This is a genomic window from Humisphaera borealis, from assembly GCF_015169395.1.
In the GTDB taxonomy this organism is placed as follows: Bacteria; Planctomycetota; Phycisphaerae; order Tepidisphaerales; family Tepidisphaeraceae; genus Humisphaera; species Humisphaera borealis.
This window is the reverse complement of sequence record NZ_CP063458.1, coordinates 6,148,534-6,161,866: the sequence shown is the minus strand read 5'-3', so window position 1 is coordinate 6,161,866 and position 13,333 is coordinate 6,148,534. Positions and strand designations below refer to the sequence as shown.

At 61.6% G+C, this 13,333-nt stretch carries 10 protein-coding genes; 8 read left to right on the top strand and 2 right to left on the bottom strand.

Features of this window, described 5'->3' with window-relative positions:
* Nucleotides 1-77: 77 nt before the first annotated feature.
* The gene (locus IPV69_RS23155; RefSeq protein ID WP_206292101.1) at nucleotides 78-797 is read right to left on the bottom strand and encodes an ABC transporter permease; all 720 of its coding nucleotides are present in this window, start codon (nucleotides 795-797) and stop codon (nucleotides 78-80) included.
* A gap of 76 nt (nucleotides 798-873) precedes the next feature.
* Nucleotides 874-1,836, bottom strand: a complete 963-nt coding sequence (locus IPV69_RS23150; RefSeq protein WP_206292100.1) for an ABC transporter ATP-binding protein — start codon at nucleotides 1,834-1,836, stop codon at nucleotides 874-876.
* A 452-nt stretch (nucleotides 1,837-2,288) separates the two neighbouring features.
* Here IPV69_RS23150 and IPV69_RS23145 point away from each other — a divergent pair, with 452 nt between their 5' ends.
* The 8 genes from IPV69_RS23145 (at nucleotide 2,289) to IPV69_RS27630 (ending at nucleotide 12,993) form a co-directional block, all read left to right on the top strand.
* Nucleotides 2,289-3,290, top strand: a complete 1,002-nt coding sequence (locus IPV69_RS23145) for a hypothetical protein (RefSeq protein ID WP_206292099.1) — start codon at nucleotides 2,289-2,291, stop codon at nucleotides 3,288-3,290.
* 196 nt (nucleotides 3,291-3,486) lie between these two features.
* Nucleotides 3,487-4,209, top strand: coding sequence for a methyltransferase domain-containing protein (locus IPV69_RS23140; RefSeq protein WP_206292098.1), 723 nt, complete (start codon nucleotides 3,487-3,489; stop codon nucleotides 4,207-4,209).
* 219 nt (nucleotides 4,210-4,428) lie between these two features.
* Nucleotides 4,429-5,190 (top strand): ComF family protein, encoded by a 762-nt coding sequence (locus IPV69_RS23135; RefSeq protein WP_206292097.1) that lies wholly within the window; start codon nucleotides 4,429-4,431, stop codon nucleotides 5,188-5,190.
* A gap of 209 nt (nucleotides 5,191-5,399) precedes the next feature.
* Nucleotides 5,400-6,146: a 3-deoxy-manno-octulosonate cytidylyltransferase gene (gene kdsB / locus IPV69_RS23130; protein ID WP_206292096.1), complete on the top strand. Its 747-nt coding sequence runs from the start codon at nucleotides 5,400-5,402 to the stop codon at nucleotides 6,144-6,146.
* Between the two features lie 97 nt (nucleotides 6,147-6,243).
* Nucleotides 6,244-8,022 carry a CTP synthase gene (locus IPV69_RS23125; protein ID WP_206292095.1) on the top strand — a complete coding sequence of 593 codons (1,779 nt, stop codon included), beginning with the start codon at nucleotides 6,244-6,246 and terminating at the stop codon, nucleotides 8,020-8,022.
* Nucleotides 8,023-8,073: 51 nt separating this feature from the next.
* Complete coding sequence (locus tag IPV69_RS23120; protein ID WP_206292094.1) at nucleotides 8,074-8,484, top strand: hypothetical protein; 411 nt, start codon at nucleotides 8,074-8,076, stop codon at nucleotides 8,482-8,484.
* A 77-nt stretch (nucleotides 8,485-8,561) separates the two neighbouring features.
* Nucleotides 8,562-9,581 (top strand): phosphotransferase family protein, encoded by a 1,020-nt coding sequence (locus tag IPV69_RS23115; RefSeq protein WP_206292093.1) that lies wholly within the window; start codon nucleotides 8,562-8,564, stop codon nucleotides 9,579-9,581.
* A gap of 319 nt (nucleotides 9,582-9,900) precedes the next feature.
* Nucleotides 9,901-12,993, top strand: coding sequence for a DUF7133 domain-containing protein (locus IPV69_RS27630; protein WP_206292092.1), 3,093 nt, complete (start codon nucleotides 9,901-9,903; stop codon nucleotides 12,991-12,993).
* The last annotated feature ends 340 nt before the right edge of the window (nucleotides 12,994-13,333 follow it).

Below are 13,333 nucleotides of genomic sequence, written 5' to 3'. Positions count from 1 at the left end.
TGCATCTCTCTCTGTGTGTCTTTCTCCGTGTCCTCCGTGAACTCCGTGGTTGATCTTTCCTTGTTCGCGGCGGCGGACTACTTCCACCGTCGCGATTCCAGCACCTTCACGGTCAGGAACAGGAACACCGCCGTGATGACCGCGAAAAAGACCAGGTGGCCGGTATCGATGACGCCTTTGCCGAAGTCGGCGTAGCGGCTCTGCACGCCCCACTCGGTGAGCTTTCGCAAGACCGGATGCAGTTCGGAAAGGTTGGCCGCCATCAGGAATGGGGCGACAGTGATCAGCGACAAGATCGCGACGGCCGACACGGCGGCGATCACCTGGCTGCGGGTCAGCGACGAGCAGAACAGCCCGATCGCCAGGAACATCGCCCCGACAAGAAACAGCCCGAGATAACCCGTGAAGACCGGTCCCAGGTCAACCTGGCTGTACATCTTCAGCAGTGCAACGTAGATCAGCGTCGGCAGCAGCAGCAGGACGAAAAACCCGAGCGAGCCGAGCCATTTGCCAAGCACGACATCTGTTTCGCCGACGGGCGCGGTGAACAGTGTCTCGACGGTTCCGTTGGCCCACTCCTGGGCCAGTAATCCCATGCACAGAACCGGGACGATGACGACCAGCGTCCAGAGCATCATATCGAACACGGTTCGCAGCCCGGCGGGTTGACCGGGGTCGAAGTCACGTTGAAAAAAGAAGCCGGCCACCAACAAGAAGAGCGTGAGCGCCACGTAGGCGATCGGCGAATAGAAATAGCTGGTGATTTCGCGGCGGGCGATGGTAGGTGCGCGAGTCATGGTGTTGGTTTGGGAAAGTCTTTGAGCGGTCGAGTTTCAGTAATGCTTGGTTCCTGTGCCGAACGTCGGATAGCCGTTACCCGCCTTTGGTGGCTTGCGCCGCCATCATCTTCACGAAGTACTCTTCCAAGCTTGCCTGCTCCAGCCGGATTTCCCGGAGCGGCCATTGATTCTGCATCACCGTCCGGGCGACATCTTCGCGGACGTCGCGCTTCGGCTGGGCGCGAATCGCCGCGGTGATGAAGCCGTCAGATCCCGCCGACGCACGGCCGTTCAGGATCTCGACGTTCTGCACACCGGCGACGTTCCCCAGGACTTTGCTCACCTGGTCCGCCGACCCCTTCAGTTCCACCAGCACACGAGCCTGCATCTTGAGGCTGTCTCGGAGTTCATCAGGTGTACCTTGCGCCGCGATGGTGCCGCCGCGGATGATGATCACCCGATCACACACCGCTTCCACCTCCGGCAGGATGTGCGTGCAGAGCATGACGGTATGGTCGCCGCCCAGGTCTTTGATCAGCTTGCGGGTTTCGATGATCTGGGACGGGTCCAGGCCGACGGTGGGCTCGTCCAGGATCAGCACCGGCGGGTCGTGCAGCAGCGAATCGGCCAGGCCGACGCGCTGGCGATACCCCTTGGAAAGCTGACCGATGACCCGGTCGCGGACTTTCTCGAGCCAGCAACGGTCGATCACGTAATCGATGCGGCTCTTTCGCAGGTCGCGGGGCATCTTGCGCAGCCGGCCGCGGTAGTCGAGGTATTCCCGCACCCTCATATCGGTGTAGAGCGGGCAGTTTTCCGGGAGATATCCGAGATTCTCACGGACCTTCTCGGATTGGTGGAAGATGTCGTACCCGTTGACCGTCGCCCCGCCACTGGTAGGCGGAAGGTAGCATGACAGCATCTTAATGGTGGTGGATTTGCCCGCACCGTTGGGTCCGAGGAACCCGACAATCTGGCCCTTGGGCACGTCGAAAGAAATATGGTCGACGGCCAGCACCGGACCGTAAGCCTTGGTGAGCTGAGAAACGGAGATCACGTGTTTTGGTCCTCCGCGTGAAAGACGGCCGATGGCTGGCCGATCTGACACGATAACCGCAGTCCGTTTGTCGGCAGGAAATGCCGAAGCCGGACGCACTCGTCGCGACGTTTGTTGCAGAACCCCGTCCCATTGCCGGCAAACCGTTCCAACCCCCCGCAACGCCGACCGGGACAGATGGCGCTATTAAAGCCACCGGCGGGGGAAAGTCCAGACGGGCGCAGGGGATGAGACCTAACAACGGGGTTAGCCACGACTCAAACGGAGCGCGGGTTTCATGCGAACACCGAACGTCGAATGTCGAACGTCGAATGCACGAATGGGGGCGCGAAGGATGAATCGAACGCCGGTGCCTTCGGAGCACATCCGTCACCGGCGTGGTGGACAGAAAGAATGATCTGTCACTTGCTCGTGCCGGCACGCTATCATCCGACACCACCCTGGAGGAACCGATGCGCCGCACACCTTGGATCGTTGCCGGACTGGTTCTGCTACTGACCTTTCCCCTCCGTGCCGCCACCGACCCGCTGCCGTCTCAACAGACCATTCGCGATACCTACGCCGCCGGAGATTACCCGAAAACGCTGCAGTTACTTCAGCGCGTTCTGGTACTGAAGGGCAAGGCCGCCGAGGGTTACGACCGGCACGAACTGCTGCTGATCAAGGCCGAGACCCACATCCGCATGAAGGCATCGCAGCCGGCGATCTCGGCGTTTGCCGAGGCGTCGAAGATCGCGCCCGACGGCCCGGCCGCCGCCCTGGACATCGCGACGGAATTGCTCTTCCGCAAGGTGAACGCCGGCTACAACTACCAGCCGAAGCTGAAGGACAAGGACGACAAGACTAAGTCACTGCCGCCGGTGAACGTGATCGAGATGGCGGACAGGAAAAAGGCGATCGAGCTGCTCTACGCCGACGAGCTGGCCGCGGTCACACCAAAGGTTGCCGCCGCGAAAGACGGCCGCACCCTGCCGCCGATCCTGAGTGCCCTGCCCGACATTCGCAACGTCCGCTGGCTGGAGATGGCCGCCACCGGCAGCGACGGAACGACCAAGACGATGGTCGCCGACCTGATCGGAAAGGCCAAAAAGCTGCTCGAATCGGCGATGGAGGAGCTGACAGAATCGACCGATTCGATCGAGAAGGCTTCGATGGAAGTCATCACTGCCCGCGTGCCCGTGAATGATCCGATGACGGGCAAAATCATTCGCTTCGATACCAAGTACAAATATCGTGGCCCCGACAACAAGCAGTTCGGTACGCTGAAAAACACGCTGGCGACGTGTCTGAAAATCCACGAAAGCTGCGACGAACTCGGCGGGACGCTTGGCGCGACCGGCAAGGAGTTCGACGGTCCCAAGGCAACGGCCGCAACGGTCGGCACCAAGGCCAAGAAGTTGCTCGACTACAACTGGCGGCAGAACTTCGACACGCCGCCGGCACCGCCGAAGTGATCCATGAAAGGTGTTGTTGACCACGAAGAAGCACACGAAGAAGAGGTTTTCCACGAATGGACACGAATGTCCACGAATAGAAAAGAGACATGGGATCTGGCTGTAAAGTTCGAACCGAACCCTAGATTTGTGCATTGATTCGTGTTCATTCGTGGACAGTCTCTTTCGTGATTCTTCATGCTCCTTCGTGGTTAAAATGCCATTCCGAAAATCTCAGCGATTCCGCGCCGACGAATGGATGGACGACCCTGCCGCCGACCAGGCGGAGCTGGAGCGCTCGCTCGTTTTCATTCGCCGGGTGAACACCCGGTTCGGCTACACGCGGGCGACGATTGGGCATCTCGACCGCTTCGCCAGCAAGTGGGAGAAGGGTCGGCCGATTCGAATTCTGGATGTTGCCACCGGTTCGGCCGATGTGCCGCTGGCGGTGCTGAATTGGGCCGAGCGGCGTGGGTATGATGTGCGGATCGTCGGCCTCGATCTGCACCAGAAGACGGTTGACGCCGCCCGGCGTGCGGCCGCTGCTGCGGGGATTGCCGAATCGAAGCTGTCCATCGTTCAGGGCGACGCCACATCCTTGCCGTTCGACGCGGGTTCATTCGATTACGCGATGACCAGCATGTTCCTTCACCACTTGGATGAAGATGTAGTCGTGAAAGTGCTGCGGGAGATGGATCGGGTCAGCGCCCGAGGCGTGATCGTTGCCGACCTCCTGCGCCGCCGGCGTGCCTACGCGTGGATCACGCTGTTCACGCTGGCTGCGGGGCCCATGGTCCGTCATGATGCGCGGGCGAGCGTGGCGCAGGCGTTTACCCGTGAAGAGATCGAGGCCTTGAGAGATCGAGCGGGCGTCGAGTACGCGACATACTTCGAAAAGTTCGGACACCGTTTTGTACTCGCGGGTGAAAAACTACGGTGACTTTTAGCGCCATCCCCGAAGGGGTGGGTTTTCGCGCGGTGGATGTCGGACTTCGCACCCGTTCAAAACCCCGCGACCGACGACGCGCCTCCGATGTCGTCGAAAAAATCTCCTTAATCCGGACGACTTCCGCGAGACGTCCGCAGTTCGACACCCTCCGCGCGAAAACCCACCCCTTCGGGGATGGCGCTAAAATCCGACATCCGATATTATCCTTCCGTGCCACTGGGGTTCGTCAAATCTCTCTTCCGGGACGTCGTCGATCTGCTTTACCCGACGACCTGCGCTGCGTGCGACGTATTTGTCGATGGCGCAGGCCCGCTGTGTCCCAAGTGCGCCGACGACCTCTACAAACAGGAAAATGAACCCGCCTGCCCCGCCTGTGCGATGCCGCTCGGCCAGCACGGCGACCCCTGTCCCTACTGCGAAGGCAAAGGCGAACCCAACTTCGAACGCATCGTCCGGCTGGGCGTCTACTCCGACCCGATCCGGCATCTTGTTTACCGCATGAAGTATCACGGGCGTTGGTCGCTCGCCGAGTTCTTCGCTGACCGGCTGATCGAGCAGGAGCGCGTGAAAGCGCTGTTAACCGAGACCGACTGCCTGATCCCGGTGCCGCTGCACCGCTGGCGGCAGATCGGCCGGGGTTATAACCAGGCGGATGTCCTTGCCCGGCGGCTCAGCAAGCAGACGGGGAAGGACCCGTGCGTTGCATACCCACTGGTACGCGTCCGAAACACCGAGGCGCAAATCCGCGTTCGCGCCCGTTCGAAGCGGGAAGAGAATCTCAAACAGGCGTTCGGGCTGACGGACGCCGCGGCGATCGAAGGCAAGCATGTCGTGATCGTCGATGACGTTATGACCACGGGCGCGACACTGCAATCGGTCGCAAGAACGTTGAAACAGGGTAAGCCCGCAAGTCTGTCGGCGATCGTGATCGCGATCGCAGACCCCAAGCGCCGGGATTTCGAACTCATGTAGGGTCCGCCTTGGCGGACGTACATGCTTGTCACTTGTCACTTGTCACTTGTCACTTGCGCGAATCAGGTGCGACCCAGTAACCATTGACCAGTGACAAATGACAAATGACAAATGACACTTTCCCCTCCAATGTTTGACACCCCCCCCTTGCATCCGTATGTTCGCTCTGCAGTTTGAAGTGGACCTGTAAACGCGTCTGAGGTCTGTCTTTGGCTGCGATCGTCGTCATCCCTGCCCGCTTCGGATCGACCCGTTTCCCAGCCAAGATTCTCGCCGCTGATACCGGCCGGCCTTTGGTCCAGCATGTGGTGGATCAGGTACGTAAGTGCAGGCTGGTGAAGGACGTAATCGTTGCAACCGATGACGACCGCATCGTCGCGGCGCTGCGGCCGTTCGAAACCCGCTGCGTGATGACGTCGCCGGATCACCAGAGTGGGACGGACCGAATTGCAGAAGTCGCGCGCGGCGTTGATGAGCCGATCATCGTCAACGTCCAGGGAGATGAGCCGGAGATCGAACCGGGTATTGTCGATGCGCTGATTCAGCGGCTGGAAACGACCGCCGAAGACATGGCAACGGCGGCAACACCGTTCCCCGCCGGCGCGGCGGTGACGGATTCGAACCTGGTAAAGGTGGTCGCCGGCATCGACGGCCGGGCGATTTACTTTTCGCGGAGCGTGATTCCCCATCAGCGGGACCAGGCGACGCCCCCGGCGGCGGCGTACTATCTGCATCTGGGCATCTACGCCTACCGTCGTCCGTTCCTGCTGGAGTTTGCTTCCTGGAAGCCGACCCCACTGGAAATGACCGAAAAGCTGGAACAACTTCGAGCATTGGAACATGGCCGGTCGATCGGCGTCCTGATTACGCCACGGGCGACGCATGGAATCGATACGCCGGAACAGTACGCGGAGTTTGTACGTAGGGTCCGCCTTGGCGGACGCGATAGCCGGTGACCGCAGCGGCGTTGCGCTCGTTGAAGACGAGTCCTGAAGGTCGATGGAAAACCTGAACGCAAATTGCGTCCGCCAAGGCGGACCCTACGAGCCAACCATGAGCACCCAAGACCTTCTCGCCAAGATCGGCCAGTCCACGGAAGAGACCGAGTTCTACACCCCGATGCCCCCCGGCTATCGAAAGGGGCACCACAAGTACGTGGTCGTGGTCGGTACCGTTATCAGTGGGCTGGGCAAGGGCATCTTTGCTTCATCGCTCGCGAAGCTGATGCAGGACAAGGGTCTGCGGGTCGCACCGATCAAGATGGAGGGCTACTACAACGTCGACAGCGGCACGCTCAACCCCTACCGCCATGGCGAAGTTTTCGTGCTAGATGACGGCATGGAGACCGACATGGACTTGGGCACGTACGAGCGGCTGCTCGACCAGGATCTCTCGGCCGCCAACTTCACCACCAACGGCCAGATCATGTCGTCGGTGCTGAAGAAGGAGCGGGAAGGCTCCTATCTCGGCCGCGACGTACAGGCCATCCCTCATGTGACCGGCGAGATCAAGCTCCGCCTGCGGGAACTGGCCGTGAAGTCCAACGCCGATGTGGTGTTCGTCGAAGTCGGCGGCACCGTCGGCGACTACGAGACGATGCACTACCTCGAAGCCTGTCGCCAGCTCGCGTTCGAAGAGGGCGAAGGCGCCGTGGTGTTCGTCGCACTCACGTACATCCTCGAGCCCAACGCCGTCGGCGAACAAAAGTCCAAGGCCGCCCAGCTCGGTATTAAACGGCTGATGGAAGTCGGCATCATGCCGCACATTATCGCCTGCCGGGCCACCCGCGAAGTGCGGGAGAAAGTCCGGGAGAAGATCAGCATGTACACCAACGTGCCGATGCGGCGCGTGGTCAGCATGCACGACCTGGACAGCATCTATCTCATTCCCGATGCGCTGCGCGACGTCGGCATCGACCGCGAAGTGCTCACCCTGCTCGACCTCCATGAACGCGTCAACCAGCGCCACGAAGACCAGGCCCGCCTGCGCTGGCGGTGGTTCGTGGATCGTATCGGCGTCAACAAGAAGAGTGTCACCCTCGCCGTCACCGGCAAGTACGTCGCCCTACGCGACGCCTACGCCAGCATCATCAAGGCCGCCGAGCACTGTAGCGTGCACTTGGGCGTCGATGTGCAGCTTCGCTGGCTCGATACGACCATGATCGACGCCGACAATGTCGCCAAGCGCCTGGCCGACGTGCAGGGCATCATCGTGCCCGGCGGGTTCGGCATTCGCGGTACCGAAGGCAAGATCGAGTGCATTCGCTACGCCCGCGAGAACAAGATGCCCTACCTGGGCCTGTGTCTGGGGTTCCAGATGGCGGTCATCGAGTTCGCCCGCAACGTCTGCGGCCTGAAGGAAGCCAACAGCACCGAGTTCGAAACCAACTGCAAGCATCCGGTCATCGATATCCTCCCCGAGCAGAAGAAGATCGAAGGCCTCGGCGGCAATATGCGGCTGGGCGGCAAGGACATCGAGCTGAAGCAGGGGTCGCTCGTGAGCAAGCTTTTCGACAACGCCCGCATGACCCGCCTGCGTTTCCGGCATCGCTACGAAGTCGACCCCACCTACATCAAGCAATTGGAAGACAAGGGGATGATCTTCAGCGGCAAGCATCCCACGCAGCCGATCATGCAGGTGCTGGAACTGCCGCAGTCGATGCACCCGTACTTCGTCGGCACGCAAGCACACCCGGAACTGACCAGCCGTCCGCTGCGGCCGAGCCCGTTGTTCATGGGCTTCGTCAAGGCCGCAGCAGAGTTCGCCAATCGGCATGCCGGCGGATCGTCTTCGCCATCGCAATCCAGGAAGCCCGAGCCGCAGCCGGTGTGAGGCGTCGCCGACGGTACTTGATCGTATGGTGCGATCATGGATAAGCGACCGATGCCTGAAATCAAGGTGAGCTGGCAACTCGGCGTGTTCATCACGTCGGTGTTTGCCATGCCGATGGCGCTAGTTCTATTTTACACTGCTTACATCAGAGACCTCCCAGTCGATGCATCTACTTTGCAGATCTTCGGTTTGATCGCCCTTGGCTTGCTTGTCTTGATGGTGATCGCCGTCTTATCTCGAATGGTACAGGCAAGGTGCGAGCTTCGGCCTGACGGCAAGCCCATGTCGGCGTGGGTAGCGCGGCAAGTCGGCGCAGGTCTGATGTTGTGCGCGGCCGGGGTCATTATCATTTGCGGGTTTCTTTGGTTTGGCATCACCCAACGATTGGCGGTCGTTGGGGGTTGTTTGGCAGCAGGCCCGGGGATCATCCAGATTGGCCGCGCCTTGTCGCCCGTTCGCTGATCAACCGGACACTGTCGCAGACTAGAACAACGCCAGAACGCCGATCGCCCTCTCGGGAACGTCGGAGGAGGGACTAGATGCCCAATAGCCTCGACATCGAACGGCCTGAACTACTTCTCGCGTACCTCCGCGAGACGAACCGCATTGATCCCCCCGAAAAACCAGCGATCACCGTCCTCGCCGGCGGCGTTTCCAACCGCACGGTCCTGGTCGAGCGGGTCGGCGGCAAAGCCTGGGTGTTGAAACAGGCCCTGGCCAAGCTACGCGTAAAGGTCGACTGGTTTAGCGATCCGGTCCGCATCGAGCGGGAGGCCGCCGGGTTGCGGCATCTGGCCACCCTTGCCCCGCCGGGGACGATCACGCCGCTGGTGTTTGAAGACCCGGCGCATCACCTGCTGGCGATGCAGGCCGTGCCGCAGCCGCACGAGAACTGGAAGACGATTTTGCTTGCCGGCCGGCTGGAGGCGGGTCACGTCCGCCAGTTCGCCGATCTTCTCGCCGGCATTCATCGCAATTCGTGGCTGCGACGTAAGGAGCTCGCGCCGGTGTTCGACGATCGAGGTTTCTTTGAGAGCCTCCGGCTGGAGCCGTACTACGCCTACACCGCCAGCCAGGTCCCCGAGTCGGCGGCATTCTACGACAGGCTGATTGTCGAGACGCGGTCGCGCCGGTTCTCGATCGTCCACGGCGACTACAGCCCCAAGAACGTGCTCGTACACGACGGCCGGCTGATCCTTCTGGATCACGAGGTCATTCACTGGGGCGATCCGTCATTCGATTTGGGCTTTGCCATGACGCACCTGCTGAGCAAAGCCCATCACCTGCCGGCGATGCGGCCACGCTTTTCGGACGCCGCCGTCGCGTTCTGGACGCGCTATCGCGAAGGCGTCGGCGATGTGATGTGGGCGGCGGATTTGGAACCGACTGCCGTTCGTCAGACCCTAGGCTGCCTGCTCGCCCGCGTCGCCGGCCGGTCGCCGCTGGAGTATTTGAGCGAGGACGAGAAATCGCGACAGCGGCGTGCGGTGATCGCACTGATGGCGAACCCGCCGGCGACGGTTCGCGGGTTGACGGACCAGTTCACGGAGACGCTCTGATCCCCTCTCACCTGTATTCGGGGCAGACGGGCCGAACGCTTGGCAGTGTTCCGCTCTACAGGCCGTCCCCGTGCTGTCATCCTGAGCTGAGAGTGTGCGACCTATTGAGGAGCCGCGCACGAAGTGTACTCACGCAGTAAGCGGGAACGGTGACGGTTTCAGGTCCATTCCCGCTTACTGCGTGAGTACACTTCCTGCGTGGTTCTTAAAAAGGTCGGACGCGAGGTACTCCGAAGCACCCGAGAGGGAGTAATGCCTCGCACATCTACTGCTCTAGCCGGTATCGTAAGCGGCACGTCACCTAACGCCGGGAGCTTTCATGCGGAACGTTGTCACTCTCGCTGTCGTTGCGTTTGGCGCAAGTCTGTCCATCGCCGCCGGACCTGCGACGGCACCGTCCGCCCCCGCCACCAACCCCGCGCTCACCGCCAACGTCCTCGACGCCAAGGGCCTCGACTCGGCGCTCGAAAAGCTCAAAGCGCCGATGCGCGAAACCGACCCGCTGTCGCCGGCGGATTCACTGAAGAAGTTCAAGCCCATTCCCGGCCTCGCAGTCGACCTCATCGCCGCCGAGCCGGACATCCGTCAGCCATTGTGCATCAACTTCGACGAGCGCGGGCGGATGTGGGTGGTGCAGTACATCCAGTACCCATTCCCACAGGGTTTGAAGGTCGTCGAGTACGACCGCTACATCCGGGCGAAGTTCGATAAGGTCCCCGCCGCCCCGCCGAACCATGCGGCGGGGAAAGACGTCATCACCATCCTCGAAGACGTTGATCGCGACGGCAGCTTCCGCAAACACAAGACGTTCGTGTCGGGCCTGTCGATCGCCACCAGCGCCCTGCCCGGCCGTGGTGGGCGGCCACGAAAGGACGGCACAGACTACGGCGTCTGGGTGATGAACGCCCCCTACCTGCTCTTCTACCCCGACGCCGACCGCGACGACGTCCCCGACGGCGATCCGATCGTCCACCTCTCCGGCTTCGGCCTGGAAGACACCCATGCCGTCGCCAACAACCTCACCTGGGGCCCCGACGGGTGGCTCTACGGCTGCCAGGGTTCCACCTGCACCGCCAAGGTGAAAACCCTTCTTGGCGACACCAGCAAAACGACCGACTTCCTCGGCCAGGCGATCTGGCGATACCACCCCGAGCGGCACGTGTTCGAGATCTTCGCCGAGGGCGGCGGCAATACCTTCGGCCTGGAGTTCGACGACGCCGGCCGCGCCTTCTCCGGCACCAACTGGGGCAAGTTCCGCGGCCTGCATTTCGTGCAGGGCGGCTACTACGTCAAAGGCTGGGGCAAGCACGGCCCGCTGACCAACCCCTACGCGTTCGGCTTTTTCGAACACATGCCCCACGAAGGCAACGCCGACCGACTGAGCCACACCTTCGTCGTCTACGGCGGCACGCTCTTCCCGCAGTATCGCGGCAAGATCATCAGCCCCAACTCGCTCCAGAGTCGCATTCAGCTCTCGCGCTTGGAGCCGATGGGCTCGACGTACAAGACGGTCGAGGAGCCATATCTGGTGACGAGCGACGACGGCTGGTTCCGCCCGGTCGACCTGAAGGTCGGGCCGGATGGCGCGATCTACGTCGCCGACTTTTACGAGAAACGCATCAGTCACGTCGACCCGCGGGACACGTGGGAGCGCGGCAGCGGCCGCATCTACCGCATCCGGCCGGCGGATTGGAAGCCGACGACGGTTGCGATGGATTTGCAGACCGAGCCGGCGGAGAAGCTGGTCGAGCGGCTCAAGAGCGATAACCGATGGGAACGAACGACCGCGCGGCGTGCGCTGGGGGACCGGGGCAGCAAGGAATCAACTTCCGCATTGTTGGCGACGCTGAACGACAGAGAATCAAAGCATCCGGTTGATGCCCTCTGGGCATTGCAGGTTACCGGAGAATTGGACGAGAAGACCCTGCTCGGCGCTCTGAAGCATGGCGATCCCAGCGTACGTGCGTGGGCGATCCGGCTCGCCGCGGATCACGACGGCGTGGAACTACCGGACTCAGTCGTGAAACGGCTGACGCAACTCGCAGAGAAGGAAACGGACTCACAAGTTCGCAGTCAGTTGGCTAGTTCGGCAAGGCGCATTGGCACGGCGGATCATGCCTATATGCTCGCGATGACGATGTTGCAGCGAGATGATGACGTGGCGGACGCGCACATTCCACTACTTCTCTGGTGGGCAATCGAACGCGCGATCGGAACCCGGGTTGCCGAACTTGATCTGAATGGGTTCTGGCTTAACACAAAGATTGGACGTGAAGTCGTCGTTCCAAGGCTCATCCGGCGCGCGGCTGCTGAACTCACAGAAGCACATCAGTGGACATTGACGCTACTGCTTAGGGACGCACGGGATGACGGCTGGCGAAAGATGGCAATGGCCGGCATCAAGGAAGGGCTTTCGTCCGATTTCGATCCAGCGCGGCTCATCCCGCAACTGAAGGAACAATTCACCAAGTCCGGCGACCTGGAACTTGCTTTGATCGCAGGCGACCGCGCGACAGTCGAACGGATGCGTAGCTCGATGTTGAGTTCCCCTGACAAGCTCACCTCGATGACACTGAGGGCGATGCGACTATTGGCTCGACGTGGCCAAGCCGAAGACGCCGAGTTTCTGCTCAAGATCGCGTCCAATCCCGGCGCGAAGCAGCAGCGACTTGACGCCGTTGCTGCATTAACTCAATGCGATCATCCGGCCGTTAGTGCAGGCTTGGTGAAGCTTTATTCGGCGAAGAGTTCGGATCGAAACTTGAAGGACGGCGTGATTTCGGCACTTTTGGCTCGGGCGTCGAGCTCGGCTGAACTGGTTCGCGCGGTTGAATCCGGCACTATCCCGCGATCCGACCTCTCCCCCGCCGACATCGAACGCCTTCGCCAGTTCGAAGACCCCGCCGTCGCCGCGCTGGTCGAGAAAGTCTTCGGCAAGGCCGTCCGCGCCACCGACGCCGAGAAGGCCGCCGAGGTCGAGCGCATCAAGCGGCTCGCGACCACCGGCGTTGGCAACGCCGGCCGCGGCAAGGCACTGTTCATGACCCGCTGCGGCGTCTGCCACACGCTGTTCAACGAAGGCGGCAAGATCGGCCCCGACCTGACAACCTACGATCGCCGAAACGCCAACGACATGGCGATCAACATCGTCGATCCGTCGGCCTACATCCGCGAAGAGTTCGCCGCCACTCGGATCAAGACCAAGGGAGACGAGGTTTACGTCGGCTTGGTGATCGAGCGATCCGGCGACCGCCTGACGCTCGTCGACGCCGCCCAGCAGAAGACGACGGTCGCCAAAGGCGATATCGCCGACGAGCGGGCGATGAAGCAGTCGCTGATGCCCGAAGGGCTGTTGCTGGGGCTGAGCGATCAGGAGATTCGGGACCTGTTCAAATACCTCGCAAAGCCTTGACCCCCTCTCCCCTGTACTCGCACGGAGAGGGTTGGGGTGAGGGGCCGAACGTCGGGCGTCGCAGTCCGGGCGCAGAGAGCCCTGTGGCTCCGCCGCGGGTTCTTCCGTACGACGGAAAAACCGCTTCCGGCGGAAATCTCGATAACGCTTGATGATTGCGATGGGGAGACTCGCTCGTCGCATGAAAGAACCCGCGGCAGAGCCGCAGGGCTCTCTGGGTCGGACTCCGGATCGCGACGCCCGAAGTCCCGTGCCTCACCCTGGCGATCTCCGCTTTCTCCGGCGGGCAGTGCCCGCCCTACGGATGCCCTATTCCGGGCCACCGCAGATGAAGCTTGCG

Excerpts from the sequence above, each read along its gene's own strand:
- IPV69_RS23115 (WP_206292093.1), top strand. The coding sequence starts at position 8,562 with ATGCCCAATAGCCTCGACATCGAACGGCCTGAACTACTTCTCGCGTAC.
- IPV69_RS23140 (WP_206292098.1), top strand. The coding sequence starts at position 3,487 with ATGCCATTCCGAAAATCTCAGCGATTCCGCGCCGACGAATGGATGGAC.
- IPV69_RS23120 (WP_206292094.1), top strand. The coding sequence starts at position 8,074 with ATGCCTGAAATCAAGGTGAGCTGGCAACTCGGCGTGTTCATCACGTCG.
- IPV69_RS27630 (WP_206292092.1), top strand. The coding sequence starts at position 9,901 with ATGCGGAACGTTGTCACTCTCGCTGTCGTTGCGTTTGGCGCAAGTCTG.
- IPV69_RS23145 (WP_206292099.1), top strand. The coding sequence starts at position 2,289 with ATGCGCCGCACACCTTGGATCGTTGCCGGACTGGTTCTGCTACTGACC.
- IPV69_RS23125 (WP_206292095.1), top strand. The coding sequence starts at position 6,244 with ATGAGCACCCAAGACCTTCTCGCCAAGATCGGCCAGTCCACGGAAGAG.
- IPV69_RS23155 (WP_206292101.1), bottom strand. The coding sequence starts at position 797 with ATGACTCGCGCACCTACCATCGCCCGCCGCGAAATCACCAGCTATTTC.